Annotated in this window: 16 protein-coding genes and 2 tRNA genes; 7 read left to right on the top strand and 11 right to left on the bottom strand. The window is 39.2% G+C overall.

Translation table 11 applies throughout. The features are described 5' to 3' along the window. Positions 1-31 precede the first annotated feature (31 nt). Positions 32-1,516, top strand: a complete 1,485-nt coding sequence (glgA, locus tag B2X33_RS05845; protein ID WP_296668298.1) for a glycogen synthase GlgA — start codon at positions 32-34, stop codon at positions 1,514-1,516. Positions 1,517-1,689: 173 nt separating this feature from the next. Here glgA and B2X33_RS05840 read toward each other — a convergent pair whose 3' ends face one another. From B2X33_RS05840 to B2X33_RS05800, 9 genes are all read right to left on the bottom strand, one after another. Beyond that, positions 1,690-3,627 carry a WD40 repeat domain-containing protein gene (locus B2X33_RS05840; RefSeq protein ID WP_296668296.1) on the bottom strand — a complete coding sequence of 646 codons (1,938 nt, stop codon included), beginning with the start codon at positions 3,625-3,627 and terminating at the stop codon, positions 1,690-1,692. Positions 3,628-3,652: 25 nt separating this feature from the next. After that, a complete protein-coding gene (locus B2X33_RS05835) occupies positions 3,653-4,774 on the bottom strand; it encodes a M50 family metallopeptidase (protein WP_296668294.1) in 1,122 nt (373 codons plus the stop codon). Between the two features lie 3 nt (positions 4,775-4,777). After that, the gene (dxr, locus tag B2X33_RS05830; RefSeq protein ID WP_296668291.1) at positions 4,778-5,887 is read right to left on the bottom strand and encodes a 1-deoxy-D-xylulose-5-phosphate reductoisomerase; all 1,110 of its coding nucleotides are present in this window, start codon (positions 5,885-5,887) and stop codon (positions 4,778-4,780) included. Positions 5,888-5,932: 45 nt separating this feature from the next. Continuing rightward, complete coding sequence (locus tag B2X33_RS05825; protein WP_296668289.1) at positions 5,933-6,784, bottom strand: phosphatidate cytidylyltransferase; 852 nt, start codon at positions 6,782-6,784, stop codon at positions 5,933-5,935. Positions 6,785-6,796: 12 nt separating this feature from the next. After that, positions 6,797-7,519: a polyprenyl diphosphate synthase gene (gene uppS / locus B2X33_RS05820; RefSeq protein ID WP_296668288.1), complete on the bottom strand. Its 723-nt coding sequence runs from the start codon at positions 7,517-7,519 to the stop codon at positions 6,797-6,799. Positions 7,520-7,541: 22 nt separating this feature from the next. Next, complete coding sequence (frr, locus tag B2X33_RS05815) at positions 7,542-8,084, bottom strand: ribosome recycling factor (RefSeq protein WP_078930016.1); 543 nt, start codon at positions 8,082-8,084, stop codon at positions 7,542-7,544. A gap of 115 nt (positions 8,085-8,199) precedes the next feature. Next, on the bottom strand, positions 8,200-9,036 hold the full coding sequence (tsf, locus tag B2X33_RS05810; RefSeq protein WP_296023662.1) for a translation elongation factor Ts: 837 nt from the start codon (positions 9,034-9,036) through the stop codon (positions 8,200-8,202). Between the two features lie 14 nt (positions 9,037-9,050). Then, the gene (gene rpsB / locus B2X33_RS05805; RefSeq protein ID WP_296023666.1) at positions 9,051-9,914 is read right to left on the bottom strand and encodes a 30S ribosomal protein S2; all 864 of its coding nucleotides are present in this window, start codon (positions 9,912-9,914) and stop codon (positions 9,051-9,053) included. 150 nt (positions 9,915-10,064) lie between these two features. Beyond that, entirely contained in the window at positions 10,065-10,655 is a 591-nt protein-coding gene (locus B2X33_RS05800) for a Maf family protein (protein ID WP_296668285.1), read from the bottom strand. Between the two features lie 99 nt (positions 10,656-10,754). Between B2X33_RS05800 and B2X33_RS05795 the strand changes: the two genes are divergently transcribed. After that, a tRNA-Arg gene (locus B2X33_RS05795) sits at positions 10,755-10,828 on the top strand. A 71-nt stretch (positions 10,829-10,899) separates the two neighbouring features. Here B2X33_RS05795 and B2X33_RS05790 read toward each other — a convergent pair. Together B2X33_RS05790 and B2X33_RS05785 are read right to left on the bottom strand one after the other, a co-directional pair. Next, the gene (locus tag B2X33_RS05790) at positions 10,900-11,622 is read right to left on the bottom strand and encodes a HEAT repeat domain-containing protein (protein ID WP_296668284.1); all 723 of its coding nucleotides are present in this window, start codon (positions 11,620-11,622) and stop codon (positions 10,900-10,902) included. Positions 11,623-11,743: 121 nt separating this feature from the next. Further along, complete coding sequence (locus B2X33_RS05785; RefSeq protein WP_296023673.1) at positions 11,744-12,295, bottom strand: hypothetical protein; 552 nt, start codon at positions 12,293-12,295, stop codon at positions 11,744-11,746. Positions 12,296-12,386: 91 nt separating this feature from the next. Here B2X33_RS05785 and coaD point away from each other — a divergent pair, with 91 nt between their 5' ends. The 5 genes from coaD to B2X33_RS05760 all read left to right on the top strand — a co-directional run bounded on the left by coaD (position 12,387) and on the right by B2X33_RS05760 (position 14,496). Further along, positions 12,387-12,866: a pantetheine-phosphate adenylyltransferase gene (gene coaD, locus B2X33_RS05780; RefSeq protein WP_296668282.1), complete on the top strand. Its 480-nt coding sequence runs from the start codon at positions 12,387-12,389 to the stop codon at positions 12,864-12,866. Between the two features lie 160 nt (positions 12,867-13,026). After that, entirely contained in the window at positions 13,027-13,212 is a 186-nt protein-coding gene (gene rpmF, locus B2X33_RS05775; protein ID WP_078930023.1) for a 50S ribosomal protein L32, read from the top strand. Between the two features lie 73 nt (positions 13,213-13,285). Then, a complete protein-coding gene (gene acpP, locus B2X33_RS05770) occupies positions 13,286-13,528 on the top strand; it encodes an acyl carrier protein (protein WP_296023683.1) in 243 nt (80 codons plus the stop codon). Between the two features lie 82 nt (positions 13,529-13,610). After that, a complete protein-coding gene (gene rnc / locus B2X33_RS05765; protein ID WP_296023687.1) occupies positions 13,611-14,351 on the top strand; it encodes a ribonuclease III in 741 nt (246 codons plus the stop codon). Positions 14,352-14,423: 72 nt separating this feature from the next. Then, positions 14,424-14,496, top strand: a tRNA-Gly gene (locus tag B2X33_RS05760). Positions 14,497-14,620 lie beyond the last annotated feature (124 nt).

The following is a 14,620-nucleotide window of genomic DNA, read 5'->3' as shown; positions in this document are numbered from 1 at the left end:
TGCAAATTTTCTTATTATGGGAGATGTGAAAATGAAAATCTTAATGGTAAGTGCAGAAGCGGTTCCTTTTGCAAAAACTGGCGGACTGGCAGACGCTGTTTCGGCTCTTGCAGGCAGTTTGAGCAAACTCGGCCACGATGTAAAAATCGTAATGCCGCGCTACTATAAAATCGACCGAAAAAAACTTCAAAAGCTCGAAGGTCCTCTCGGAGTTCCAGTCGGAACAGGCCAGGAATGGACAGCAGTCTATACGACAACTCTTCCTGGTTTTGAAAAAGTAAACGTGTATTTTCTGGACCATGAAAACTGTTTTGGGCGCGATGGAGTTTATGGAACAAAGTCCGAGCCTGATTTTTTTGACAACCCGTATCGGTTCAGCCTTTTGTGCCACGGCGCTCTTCAGGTTTGCAACAAATTGGGATGGTTTCCGGATATTGTCCATGCCCACGACTGGTCGGCAGCCCTCGCTCCAGTTCTTGTAAAGCATGTTTGCCGTACACAGGAAGCATTTAAAAAAACAGCGTCTGTCTTTACGATTCATAATATGGGCTATCAGGGTGTTTACGGAAAAGACAAATTCAACGATTTAGGAATTGACTGGAATCTTTACTATGGGGCAGGATTTGAACGAAACGGCGCAATTAACTTTTTGCAGGCCGGAATTTCTTCTGCCGACATGGTAACGACAGTAAGTCCGACATATGCGCGCGAAATCCAGACTCCAGAAGGCGGATTTGGGCTTGACGGCTTGTTGCGCGTCAGAAGCGATGTTGTGAAGGGTATTGTAAATGGAGTTGATACAGAAATTTGGAATCCTGAAAAAGATGCCGCTCTTCCTGCGAATTTTTCTTCAAAGGATATGTCCGGAAAAGCCGAATGTAAAAAAGCCCTGCAGCAGTATTTTGGACTTCCAGAAAGGGATGATGTTCCTGTAATTGCCATGATTGGCCGCCTTGTAAGCCAAAAGGGGATTGCAGAAGTTATTGCGCCAAATTACGGATGCTTGTGGGGAATTTGTAGATCCTTAGATGTCCAGGTCGTTCTTTTGGGAAGCGGTGAGCGCTGGGCAGAAGACGAAATCAATTCGCTTCAGGGAAAACTTCCAAATTTCCGTGCAAAAATTGGTTACAACGAAAAACTCAGCCATTTAATCGAAGCCGGGGCCGATTTTTTTCTCATGCCAAGCCAGTACGAGCCTTGCGGGCTTAATCAGCTTTACTCAGAGCTTTACGGAACTCTTCCAATTGTTCGTCGCACGGGCGGTCTTGCGGATACTGTCCAAAATTACAATGAGCAGACTGGTGAAGGAACTGGCTTTATGTTCGATAATCTTACTCCGCAGGCAGTTTATGACACTGTAGGCTGGGCGGTTTATGCTTATTACAACAAAAAAGATCACATCAGGCAAATGCAAAAACGTGCAATGGAGCAGGACTTTACGTGGACAAAAAGCTGCCGTCAGTATGAGAAAGTCTACAAAGAAGCGCTTTTGCGCGGCTGTGGAATAAAACTTTAAATTTTTTTTGAGGAAAGCGCATTCCCTGCCCGCGTCCGGCTCTTTCTGCAAGTCCTCGGAACCGGCAAAATGCCGGTTCCTGCGGTCTTTCCGTGACGATCCGGGCTAGAATTTTTCTTCCAAATAAAAGACTATTTTTCGCGCCTTTCTGTTAATTCAGAGAGGCTTTTTTATTAAAATTCAAACCATTCGCCGTTTATGGTCAGATACCAGTCGGCAATAACTGCATTCATATCAGGATTGTACCAGCTTACAGAACCGTCTTTGTTCAAAACAACAAGCCTAGTTCTGTTTTTTGCAATTTTTACAGGCAGGGAGGCAGATCGTTTGTATTCAAAATTTCGCTTTGCCATTAGGTTATAGGAGCGAATTCTTGATTTGCCCATGTTCGTGTATAAAACAGGATAAGACAGGTAACAGATTGCATTCGGATCTTCTGAATGTTCTTCAAGCAAGTGCTTTGAATATTTTGTTTCCGGATTATAAGAAAAAACAGATGTAAGAGGTCTGTTCTGTGAGTCAGTTCCGATTATAATTCCGTAGATTTCCGGTTTTGCAACAGAAGGGTCGAAAGAAAGCGCGTATGCTACGTTTCCTTTCAAATTAAGTGGAACAGTTTCTTTAGTTTTTGTATTTACGTATAAAAGCGGAACTGCCGGAGTTGTTGCAGAAGTCTTTGCTACATAAAGGTCTGTTTCGTTATAAAGGAGCGCGTCTTGAATTCCTGCTCCATTGTAAAGGTTTTCCTTTGTCTTTGATTCTATCGAATAGCGGTTTACAGTAGAGCTTCCTTCTATTGATAAAAGATAATTTCCGTAGAGCTTTAAAGATTTTAGATTATTTTCCGGAGTAAAGATTGCAGAAGCCGTTCCTGTTGTAAAATCAAAAAACTGAACTGCTTTTCTTGAATCTTTTGTCCAAAGAATTACGCCAGCTTCGTTGTAAGAGATTATATTCGTATGTCCGGGATTGGTTCCCTTTAAGTCTACAACGCCGTTGTCGTAAGAAGAAAGAACGATTGATGAAGGCGTCAGAAAATAAAAATTTTCTCCGGCAGAGGCTACATCGTATATATGATTATACATGTTGTCGCTCATAGACTGAAGAACATCGACGCGTTCGGCAATCGAGTTGTCGAATTTATACAGATTTCCCTGGTTTGTTCCGGCAAATATTGTTCCAGAAGCTGTAATATCTGCGCAGACGATAGATTCATCGTTTTTTAAACCGGTAAATGTCCGGATAAGCTGTGGGGCAATTACATCTTTATTTCTGTCGTTTTTTATAAGGTACATTTTAAATTGTCTTTTTTCATTTACAATGTAATAAAGATTTTCATAACTGTTTGAACTGAAAATAACAGGCTCTTTTCCCGCAATTGAAAATTTTTCAAGTGTTTTTCCTGTTACTGCCTGAATTACATAGATGCTTCCGTCTTTATATCCTGCAAGAAAAACATTGTTGTTGAACATGCAAGCCTGGCTTAAACCTGGTTCTGTAGAAAATTTCGCCTTTTTTTCGCCGTTGCGTATATTGTAATAGCTTAAAGAGCCTGTCGGAGAATATGCGACGGCCGAATTTTCAGAATTGCTAGTTATAACCATGCTCACAGGTCCTGTGCTTTCCTTTAGTTTTTTTGAAGTGATTGTGTTGTTCTGCGTATTTAAAAAATAAGTTCCTTTTGCGCTTGCAGTTCCGCACAAAACGTAAGTTCCTTTCGCAGAATAAGAAAGAGAAGTGATTGGTGTTCCGAATGTAAATGCGCATTTTCTTGTAAGGGTTTTAAAATTCCATACGCTTACCATATTTGTTGCGGCGCCGTCCGTTTCGTAAATTGCAATATCGTTTCCGTTCGGACTTCTTGCAACCATTTTTATTGCAAGGTCTGTAACCTGATAGTGTTCACCCAAAGAATCTTCTGTCCATTTAATTATAAAACCGTCTTGTCCGACGCTAAAGACTGTATTTTGTTCACTTTCGGAAGCTTCTAGGACAGCAAGCCCTGTAACTGTAGAGTCATGCGCCTGGGTCGAAACATGGCTCTGCGCAAAAATTAATGCCCCGGCAAAAAAAGTGAATAAAATTGAAACGCAAATTCTTTTGTTTTTCATCGAAATCCTCAAAATTTTCTTAGGTTTATCTTGCAGTTCTCATAAAATAATTGAAGTCGCCTATAACCGCAATTACAAATAAAAAAGCAATAAAGGCAAGTCCAACATATTGTACACGATAACGAACTTTTGGTGAAATACGGATACGGAAAATTGCTTCTATGAGCGAGAAAAAAATCAATCCGCCGTCCAAAACTGGAATTGGCAAAAGATTCATTATAAAAAGCGAAATGCTGATTAATGCGACAAAATTCAAAACGGAGGAAAGGCCTGTCCTAAAACCGGCGGAAAAACTTTCTTTTACTGTTTCTCCAAGCATTGTCGTAATTGAGGCAGGTCCGCTTACTGCCTGCGTAATTTTTACGCCTTTAAAAAGACTTGCAATTCCCGTCAAAGATGCCCTGAAAATTTTCCATGTTTCTTTTCCGCCTTGAACAATCGCTCCAAAAAATCCATAGCGTTTTGCTTCTCTCTTGGCGCTTGTTTCAGGTATGCTTATTACGCCGATTTTTCCTGCGCCGGTTTGTCTGTCAAGTTGTGAATGAACCAAAAAATCCATTTGAATTCCGTTTCTCAAGACTTTGACTTTTAAATCCTCATCGGGATGAGTTGCAACAAACTCGTAAAGTTCAGAAAAATCGTTTATTTTTTCAGAATTAATTTGAGTTATTTCATCTCCGCTGCAAAGACCTGCTTCGGCGGCCGGAGAAACAATTTCCGGATAAACTTCATTTGCCAGAGTAATTTTGCTGGAAGCAGACCAATATGTAAAACCTACAAGGGCAACAATAAAAAATGAAAAAAAAGTCAGAAGAAGGTTTGCCAGAGGACCTGCAAAAGCGATTGCCGCACGTTTTAATGGCGAAACTCCGTAAAACGAGTCTTTGTCATATTCAACAAAATCACAAGAAGAATTCTCGTCCGAAAAATCATTTTCGCCTTTCATTGAGCAATATCCGCCGAGAGGCAAAAGCGAGATCCTCCAATCTATGTTTTTAATTTTTTTGTGTAAAAGTACAGGACCCATTCCGATCGAAAACGCTTCGACCTTAACTCCGCACAAGATTGCAGCCAAAAAATGACCGCCTTCATGCAGAAAAACAATAACTCCAAGAATTATAAGACCATAAACTATTTTTAACAGCATTTTTTATACCAGTTTTTTTGCAATTAAACGTGCCATGCTGTCTGCTTCAAAAATATCCTTTGTGTCGCGGACAGGACTGTTCCATTCATCTTCATTTTCCATAACTTTTTCAACAATCTTTGCAATTTTTTCAAAACGGATTTTCCCGTCAATAAATGCCCAGGCTGCTATTTCATTTGCCGCATTAAAAGCAATCGGATGACTGTTGTCTTTTTCTGCCGCCTTAAATGCAAGCTTTAAAAGAGGAAAATCGTCCATTCTTGGTTTTTCGAAAGTTAAGGTTCTTGAACTTGTTGCAGTGTCTGTAAGGTCAAAAGGTTTCATAAAATTATGCTTTACTTCCGGCCAGTCAAGCGCCTGAATAATCGGATGCTTCATGTCCGGCTCGCTTAACTGGGCATAAACAATTCCATCGTTTGTTCTTACAAGAGAGTGAATTATGCTTTCCGGATGGACAACTACTTCTATCTGCTTTGTGTCAAATCCAAAGAGCCGTTTTGCTTCAATAACTTCAAGCCCCTTGTTTCCCAATGTTGCAGAGTCAACTGTAATTTTTGTTCCCATGTTCCAGGTCGGATGTTTTAGCGCGTCTTTTAGAGTTGCATTTGCAATTTTTTCAGATGGCCATGTTCTAAAAGGTCCTCCGCTTGCAGTAATTATAAGTTGTCCTACATTTTTAGAGCCGCCACAATTGTTAAGAAGGGTAAAAATTGCCGAGTGTTCGCTGTCTACCGGAAGAATCCTGCTGCCGCTTTTTTTTGCCATTTCAAAAATAACAGGACCTGCCATGACGACAGATTCTTTGTTGGCAAGAGCAAGGTCAATTCCAGCTTCTAAAACCAAAATACTTGGAACAAGCCCTGCGCTTCCTGCAATTCCGTTTACGACAATATCAGGTTTTGTTTTTTCTATGAGTTTTTTTATTCCTTCTGTTCCTTCCTCGCTTGTCAGCGAATATGAACATTCAAAAAAATTTGCAATCTCTTCGAGCTTTTCTTTGTTTTTGTTTGCTGTAAGACCGCAACAGTCAAAACGGTCTTTATGATTTTTTAAAATATCGATAGTGCTTGTTCCGATTGAACCTGTGCAGCCTAAGACGAGAATTTTTTTCATATTCCTTCCTTCAAAATTATCTGAAAAAGCAGACAAAAGTCCTTTTTATTGCAAAAGGGCAGGGTAAATATGCGTAATTGTAAAATAGAATACAGGAGCTGAAAAAACGATGCTGTCAATTGAATCGAGAATTCCGCCACGGCCAGGAATTATTGAACCTGAATCCTTGCAGTCTGCAGAGCGTTTTAGAACAGATTCAACCAAATCTCCAAGAATTGAAGTGATTGAAATTAAAGCGCCTAAAAGAACCAATTTTGCGGCAGAACCTGTAAAAATGTTTTTCCACAAGAACCAGCTCAAAATTCCGCTCAAAATTGAACCAAAAATTCCGCCGCAGAAGCCGGCAATGCTTTTATTTGGACTTGCTTTTATAAAGCCCTTGTTGTTTTTGCCAAAAAGCACGCCAAAAAACCATGCCAAAGAGTCGCAAAAGAATACCATTGTCAAAAACATGATCAAAACTGGGCGTGAATGTTTAAGAAATGTCATGCGTGTTAAAAAAGTCAGCAAATATCCGGCGTACGTAATAATTGAAATCGATGTAATTATATGGCTGTTTGAATTTTCAAAAGTCTTGTTCAAAATAACTTCGACTGCAAGACTTATTAAAATTGCGAGCACAAATACAAAATCAACATAAGAAATGTCAAATTCAAAAACTGCGCGCAAAAGCATTGCAAGATTTATAACTCCTGCAAGAATTATTACAAGCAGTTTGTTCTGTAATTTAAAATTATGGCCAAGAATATGATAAAATTCGCAGGCTGCAACAACCGAAACCGCTGTCACAACAATATGGATTGCAAGGTGATTCATCTGATTCAACAGAATCAGCATGATTATAAGAGGTACTCCTATAAAAAAAATTCCAAGTCTCGAAACGACTTTACGATTCATAAATTCCCCTGTTTACTTTTGATCTGGAACTGCGCCAAATCTTCTATTACGTTTTTGAAATTTGATTATATCTTCTATAAATTCATTTTCTGTGTAATCGGGCCAAAGCGTGTCGGTAAAAAGAAATTCTGCATAAGCACATTGCCAAAGCAGAAAATTGCTGAGCCGTTCTTCGCCACCTGTTCTAATCATTAGATCAACATCTGGCAGAGCTTTTATATCCAGAGAATCTGAAATAAGTTTTTCTGTAATATCTTCTGGTTTTACGTTATTTTCTACAAGTTTTTTTATTCCGCGGACAATCTCATCGCGGCTGCCATAATTTATGGCTAGAACACAGGTTGTTCCTGTAAAATGTTCTGTATCTTTTTTTGCATTTAGAATTTCTTTTTGAACATCTTTTGGGAGTCCGCTTAAATCGCCAATGTGCTCAATTTTAATGCCATTGTCTTTATAAAACTGGAATTCTGCACGAAGATGGCCTTTTATGAGAGTCATAAGATAGCCGACTTCTTCCTGCGTCCTCTTCCAGTTTTCTGTTGAGAAAGTATATAAAGTTATATATTTTATTCCCAAAGATGCGGCTTGAGCTACTATTCTTTTTGCAGAATTCAAGCCTTCCTTATGGCCTTGAGAGCGTGCTAAACCTCTTTGTTTTGCCCAGCGTCCGTTTCCATCCATGATTATTGCGACATGAGCTGGAAGTCCGCCGGCTTTAATTTCTTCAATATTCATCAGAATTTTGAGCTGCTAAAAATTAAGCAAGAATTTCCTTTTCCTTTGCATCGCAGACTGTCTGAATTTCAGCAATATATTTGTCAGTGAGCTTCTGAAGATCGTCAGTTTCTTTTTTGAGCTGATCTTCTGTGATTTCTCCGGCTTTCTGCTGTTTCTTCAAATCATCATTTCCATCGCGGCGAACATTGCGGATTGTCGTTTTGTAGTTTTCTGCCATTGATTTTGCCTGCTTTACCAGTTCTTTTCTGCGGTCGGCAGTCAATGCAGGAATTGATATGCGGATTACTTTTCCATCGTTTGAAGGATTTAATCCAAGGTCTGCAACTAAAATTGCTTTTTCAATATCAGAAATAAGGCTTTTATCAAATGGAGAAATTACAACAGTGCGGGCTTCTGGAATTGAAATCTGAGCAACCTGATTGAGAGGTGATTTCTGTCCGTAATAATCTACACGAACTTTGTCAAACATAGCGGCAGAAGCACGACCCGTGCGGATTGTGTTCATTTCGTTTTTAATTCCTTCAAGCGTTTTTTCCATTTTTGCTTTAGCGTCAAATGCCATAGTGATTTCTCCCATAAAACCGCAGTTGCGGCATGCCAAACAGGCACGAATCCATATTTTAGTTGATAAAACTAAAAGCGGTTAGAAAAATCCAACCGCTTTTAATCAGTAAAAATTATTTACCGAGAACGAAAAGAACAATCTTTCCAAATGAAAGTTTTGCACCAACTGCCTTTCCAACTTCTTCAAGTTTTTTAGCAACTGTAACTTTGTCGTCCTTTACGAAAGGCTGGTCAACGAAACAGCTTTCTGCAAGAAGCTTGTTGATTTTTCCGTTAAGGATGCCGTCTTTTACATTCTGTGGTTTTGAAGCCATTTTTTCATCAGCGTTCATCTGTGCGGCAAAAATTTCTTTCTGCTCGTCGATGTAACTCTGTGGTACTTCATCTTTTGTGATGTAAGTAGGTGTAAATGCCGCAAGATGAAGGCAGCAGTCTTTTGCGAATGCTTTTACTTCGTCAGATGTTGAGCCTTCAACAACTACAATCGCACCTGTTTTTTTGTCTGAGTGAACATAAGTTCCAGCAACAGCATTTGCTCCAACTTCAACGAAAGCAGAACGGCGTACAGCCATGTTTTCGCGGAATTTAATAGCAATTGTGTCGATGATTGCTTTATGCTCAGCTGTGATTTCATCTGTTCCTGCTGCAAGAGTGATTTCTGCAGCTTTGTCAGCAGTTGCGCCAAAATCAGCATTGTTTGCTACAAAGTCAGTTTCACAAGTAACTTCAACCATAGCAATTTTGTTGCCTTCCTGTTTGATGACGATACGTCCTTCTCCAGTTGCGCGGTCAGAACGTTTTGCCATGGCGGCAAGACCTTTTTCTTTTAAGATTTTTTCAGCTTCTGCGATACTTCCATTTGCATCCTGGAGAGCTTTTTTGCAGTCCAGCATACCTGCTCCTGTTGATTCGCGGAGAGCTTTTACATCAGCAGCTGTAAATGATGCCATTTGTATTCCCCTGATTATTTGTCAAATTTTTCAGCGAGATCTTCATCATCGCTGTCGTCGTCAGCAACATCTTCTTCTTTTGGCTCAGTAGGAGTGTAGTTGCTGTAGTCTGCGATTTCTTCATCGTCTTTTTTTGTTGAAGCGTCTGTAACGATTTCTTCATCGTCGTTAAGAGTTTCAATAATTTTAAGACCTTCCTCGTTGTTTGCTTCTACAACTGCGTTTGCAATGATAGAAGTGAAGAGAGAAATTGCGCGGATTGCGTCATCGTTTCCTGGAATAGGGTAGTCGATTCCTTCTGGGTTACAGTTTGTGTCAACAACTGCAACGATAGGAATACCCATGCGGTGGGCTTCTGCAACAGCAATCTGTTCTTTGTGTGTATCGATGATGAAAAGAATTCCTGGGAGTTCTTTCATTTCTTTGATGCCACCAAGGTTTTTTGAAAGCTTTTCTTTTTCTTTGAGAAGATTTGCAACTTCTTTTTTTGTAAGATTGTCAAATGTGCCGTCTATTTCCATCTTTTCGATTTTCTTGAGGCGCTGAAGTGACTTTTTGATTGTAGAGAAGTTTGTAAGCATACCACCAAGCCAGCGGTTGTTTACATAGTACATTCCGCAGCGTTCAGCTTCTTTCTGAACTGCCTGCTGTGCCTGTTTTTTTGTACCAACGAAAAGAACAGACTTTCCTGAAGTTACAACTTTGCGAACAGCTTCATAGCTGTCTTTGATAGCACCGATTGTTTTCTGCAAATCGATGATATGGATACCATTGCGCTGTGCGAAGATATATTTCTTCATGCGTGGATCCCAACGCTTAACCTGGTGACCGAAATGTACACCTGATTCAAGCAAACTCTTCATGGTTACAACTGCCATAAAGTGTCTCCTTCACCGGAAAAAAAAGCATTCATGCTTTGATGAATTTTTTTCCACCGAACTCTTTTTCTCGAGGCGCATAATAATGCGTCCGGAAGATTTACGAGCCTGCGAATAAATACCTACGGTCCGTTCGCAAGTCCCGGCAGATTATTCGAAAATTGAATAATTCTGTTCTTTCAATATATCATAAAGTTCAAAGACAGGCAATCCCATAACACAGCTGTTTGTGCCATCGATTTTAGAGATAAAGCAGCTTGCAAGACCTTGAATTCTGTAACCTCCGGCTGCTCCATGCCATTCGCCTGTGCTTATATACCATTTTATTTCTTCGTCAGTCATCCTTGAAAAAGTTACTTTTGTGATTGATGTACGGTTGCTCATGTAGTGCAGCTCGCTGTTAAAAAGCGAAATTCCTGTAATAACTTTATGCGTAGAACCTTGAAGGCTTTTTAAGTATTCAAAGGCTTGTTCTTGATTTTCCGGTTTTCCTAGGATTTTTTTATTTTTTACAATTACGGTGTCTGCTCCTAAAATCCATGGATACTCAATTCCTGTCGGAGCGGCCCTTATGACTGCGTCTACTTTTCTTGTTGCGAGAAATTCGGGAATCTGTTCAATTTCAATATCATCAGGATATTCTTCCTTGCAGTTTGGAATTATGACCTGATAAGGAATGTTCATAAGTTTTAAAATTTCCTGTCGTCTTGGTGAAGAAGATGCTAGAATTATAGGCTGCATAAGATACCTCCAGGTTTATAAATGGGCTGTGCAGGTTATTGTGTTGACAATTTTGAATGAAATCAATATCTTTTGTTCTTGTATTTCTAAAAAAAGACTGAGGAATTAGCTCAACTGGATAGAGCGTCGGCCTCCGGAGCCGAAGGTTGCGTGTTCAAATCACGTATTCCTCAAAAATATGGTAAACTGAATAAAAAAAGAGAGGCTTTTCAATTTTTTTTTGATGGCCTCTCTTTTTTCTTGATTATTTTGCGTTGTTATTTTTCTTGTCTGATGACGAAGGAGCGCCCTGTAAAGTCTTTAGCAATTCATGGGCACGGGTACGAACTGGAGTTACGTAGCGATAGTTTGTGGCAATCTGGCCTACAGCCTGAATCATAGGACCTTTGTTCTGAACTGAATCTGCTATTTTTTCATAGGCAATCAAAACCTCAAGAGCCAATGAAGAAGTCGGGTTTAAAACTGCGTTTTTCTTCTGAGCCCAGGCGATTGTTTCAGAAACTTCATCGTTGTCGTTGATTCCAATGTCTCCAAGGGCACGGATTGCAGCTGTTATTACCATAGGTTCATTGTCTGCAAGAGCAACCTTTACAAGCGCATTTTTTGATTCTTCTGTTTTTACATTTGCCAGAATATCGCAAGCTTTTGCGCGAATGTCTGGAAAGTTGTTCATAAGTCGTCCGTTTGTCCGTGACTGGCTTGCAATTCCTTCCCCTGCAAGACCGTCAAGAGCTTTCATCATATCAGGAGTTGTGCGTCCTTCGTTTACTGCGTTTTCAAGATATTGAAGAGCTACGAGCTTGTTGTCCCTTTCTTCTGATGTTGCAAGTTCTGTGATTACAACGTCTTCGATGCTGCTAAGGTATTCGCTTTCAACGTTTGATTCGTTGTCTGCGCTTGTCTGTGCGCTGACTGTAAAAACGAAGGCAGTAAGAATTGCAGCTGCTGCATATTTTATAGATTTCATTAGATCCCCCTTGGACTTATTCTAGTAATCGGCACTTTTTATACAAACGTTTAAAATTATAGTTGAATGATTTACAAAAATCAATAAAAGTTATTTTTTCTTTGAAAAAAGACAGTGCCTGCTATCCGTCAATTTCCGGCAGGTGCAACTGCCAATGACCACCGATTTTATTGAAATAATAGTAAACTGTGTATTTTTCTTCAGTTTCGGAGGAGGCTTGGTTTGTAACCTGAACGGCCTTTATGTAATTTTCGGATTCGTAGCGTATAGTTGTGATGTTTCGTCCAGCTCTTGAAGGTACGAATACGTATTTGAAATAATCCTGTAGAGTTCTGAGTTGAAGTCCTTTTATAGGCAGTTTGCCCTGGGCTTTTTTTAGATTTGCAGGTTTTGACCAATAAGCTTTTGACTCGTTGTCCACATACAAAAGCCAGGACTGATAGTCAAAATCTGACATAATCGTTTTTAAAATCTCGATAGTACGGAGAATTTCTGCTTTATCTGATTCAAATGTGTCTTTTGAAACAGTAAGTTTTCCGACAGATTTGTGATATTCGTCTTTTTCAGGCGGAATTTCTTTTTTTTCTTCGATGACAGGCTTGTTTTCGTCTTTTGCTGGCTGCTGTTTTATTGGAGTTGAGCCGCAACCTGCTAGTACGAAAGAAAACGCCAAAATCGCTATCTTGGATAAATGTTTTTTTGCTCTCATAGAGAAGAATATACATCACTTGTCTGTTCGCGTCAAACGTGATAAAAAGAAAAGCATGAATATTGCAGTTTTTCCGGGGAGCTTTGATCCTCCGACTTATGGACATTTAAATGTAATAGAAAGGGCAAGCAAGCTCTTTGAAAAAATCGATGTCCTTGTTTCTGAAAATCCTGGCAAAAATAGCCTTTTTACTGCCGATGAGCGTGTGTTGATGCTTAAAACTTTGACAGAGCCTTATCATAATGTAGAAGTTCATAAATGGGACAGGCTTGTTGTTGAATATGCAAGAAAAATCGATGCAAAAGTTCTTGTTCGTGGAATAAGAAATGTAAATGATTTTTCGTACGAATTTGACCTTTCCCTTGTAAACCACAATTTAAATCCTGAAATTGAAACTCTTTTTATGCCGACGGAAACAAGATACGTAATAGTAAAATCTAGTTCGATAAAAGAGCTTGCCCAGTTTGGCGGAGATATAAGCGGAATGGTTCCTCCTGTGGTTTGCGAGGCGGTTTTAAAAAAATATCGGAAATAGCAGAGAATTTGAATGTTAAAATGACAAAAAATGTAATATTGTCATAAAAAATATTGACAAATGGAAAAATACAGGTATAATCCAATTGACATTCAGACAGGAACTGATATAACATTAAGTCTGTTATACAAGTAACAAAACATATAGTGAGGTTATATAAATGGCAGTACCTAGAGCGAAAACTTCGAAAGCACGGACACGCAGACGCCGTGGTGTTAATATGCATCTTGTTGCACCACAGATGGTAGAATGTGCGAACTGTGGCAACCTTGTTTTGCAGCATCATGTATGTCCAAAATGCGGTTTCTACCGTGGACGTCAGGTAATTAAACCAGAAGTTAAGTAGTCTGGATGAATTAACAATACGGAAAATTTTCAGTTTCTGAAAATTTAACTTAATTAATCACAGGAGATTAAAAATGGACGAATTGTTCAGCAAAATCCAGAAGCTTATCGCTGAAAAACTGGAAATCGATGAAAGCAAAATCACTTTGGATTCTTCTTTCCGTGGTGATCTCGGTGCAGACAGCCTTGATACTTACGAATTGGTTTATGCAATCGAAGAGGAGCTTGGCGTTAGCATTCCTGATGAAAAAGCAAACGAATTTGAAACAGTTCGTGATGCATACAACTTCATCAAAGCTGAAAAAGAATCTAAATAATTTTTCAGTTATAGTTTTTTATAAAACGAATGGACACAGGTTTGCTTAGCAGCCTGTGTTTATTTTTTTTATGGGGGGTGTTGTGTTTATTAAAAGAAAGATTCGTAATTCAAATATTTCAGAAGAAAGAAAAAAGGCTCTTTCTGAGTTTTGTAAAAGCCTTAATATAAAATTCAATAATCTGGAACTTTTAAATCTGGCTTTTCATCACCGTTCTTTTTCTAACGAAAACGCTTCAAGCAAGCATATAAATAATGAAAGGCTTGAGTTTCTTGGAGATTCTGTGCTTGGTATGGCAACTGCAACTTTTTTATATGAAGATATGTTTGAAAATCCAGAAGGAGATCTTTCTAAAATAAAGAGTGTTGTTGTTTCTGAAAAAACTCTTGCTCCGATTGCGAGAAAAATAGGTATAAACAAGATGCTTATTCTTGGAAAAGGCGAGGAGATGAGCGGAGGACGCGACAAGGACGCTATTCTTGCAGATTGTGTTGAAGCGATAATCGGAGCTTACTATCTTGACAGCGGTTTTGAAGCTGCTGAAGAACTTGTGCTTGATCTTATTGTTCCTGAAATTCGAAAAGTCCAGCAGAACAAGGGTGAAAAAGATTACAAAACTCTTTTACAGGAATTTTACCAGAAAAAATCGAAACTATGTCCGGTTTATGAGCTTGTAAAAAAAACAGGTCCGGACCATGACAGGACTTTTTGGGTAAAGGTAAGTTTAAAGGACGAAGAGTTTGGTCCGTGCAGCGGAAAAAGCAAAAAGGCTGCGGAGCAAAATGCGGCAAAACTTGCGTGGGAGAAAGTTAAAAAAAATTAGAAATTTTCAAAATTTTTAAAAAACAGTATTGACACAAAATTCAATGCTTGGTATTATAAATACATAAGTTGTGCGGTAGTCATATAACGGCTCATTATCTCAGCCTTCCAAGCTGATGACGAGGGTTCGACTCCCTTCTACCGCTCTAAAAACTCCTGAGCACTTCAGGAGTTTTTTTTTTTATTTTAAATTAGTCTTTTGGTAAAAGCGGAAATTTTTGAATAGGCTTTTTGCATAAGTTTTTTCTTACGCCGGATGCGAAAGGCTTT

The organism is Treponema sp. UBA785 (genome assembly GCF_002297065.1).
Classification (GTDB): Bacteria; Spirochaetota; Spirochaetia; order Treponematales; family Treponemataceae; genus Treponema_D.
This window is presented reverse-complemented; position numbering and strand designations above follow the sequence as displayed.

Bases quoted from the DNA above. Each gene is read 5' to 3' on its own strand.
- glgA (WP_296668298.1), top strand. From the start codon at position 32: ATGAAAATCTTAATGGTAAGTGCAGAAGCGGTTCCTTTTGCAAAAACT.
- B2X33_RS05840 (WP_296668296.1), bottom strand. From the start codon at position 3,627: ATGAAAAACAAAAGAATTTGCGTTTCAATTTTATTCACTTTTTTTGCC.
- B2X33_RS05835 (WP_296668294.1), bottom strand. From the start codon at position 4,774: ATGCTGTTAAAAATAGTTTATGGTCTTATAATTCTTGGAGTTATTGTT.
- dxr (WP_296668291.1), bottom strand. From the start codon at position 5,887: ATGAAAAAAATTCTCGTCTTAGGCTGCACAGGTTCAATCGGAACAAGC.
- B2X33_RS05825 (WP_296668289.1), bottom strand. From the start codon at position 6,784: ATGAATCGTAAAGTCGTTTCGAGACTTGGAATTTTTTTTATAGGAGTA.
- uppS (WP_296668288.1), bottom strand. From the start codon at position 7,519: ATGAATATTGAAGAAATTAAAGCCGGCGGACTTCCAGCTCATGTCGCA.
- frr (WP_078930016.1), bottom strand. From the start codon at position 8,084: ATGGCATTTGACGCTAAAGCAAAAATGGAAAAAACGCTTGAAGGAATT.
- tsf (WP_296023662.1), bottom strand. From the start codon at position 9,036: ATGGCATCATTTACAGCTGCTGATGTAAAAGCTCTCCGCGAATCAACA.
- rpsB (WP_296023666.1), bottom strand. From the start codon at position 9,914: ATGGCAGTTGTAACCATGAAGAGTTTGCTTGAATCAGGTGTACATTTC.
- B2X33_RS05800 (WP_296668285.1), bottom strand. From the start codon at position 10,655: ATGCAGCCTATAATTCTAGCATCTTCTTCACCAAGACGACAGGAAATT.
- B2X33_RS05790 (WP_296668284.1), bottom strand. From the start codon at position 11,622: ATGAAATCTATAAAATATGCAGCAGCTGCAATTCTTACTGCCTTCGTT.
- coaD (WP_296668282.1), top strand. From the start codon at position 12,387: ATGAATATTGCAGTTTTTCCGGGGAGCTTTGATCCTCCGACTTATGGA.
- rpmF (WP_078930023.1), top strand. From the start codon at position 13,027: ATGGCAGTACCTAGAGCGAAAACTTCGAAAGCACGGACACGCAGACGC.
- acpP (WP_296023683.1), top strand. From the start codon at position 13,286: ATGGACGAATTGTTCAGCAAAATCCAGAAGCTTATCGCTGAAAAACTG.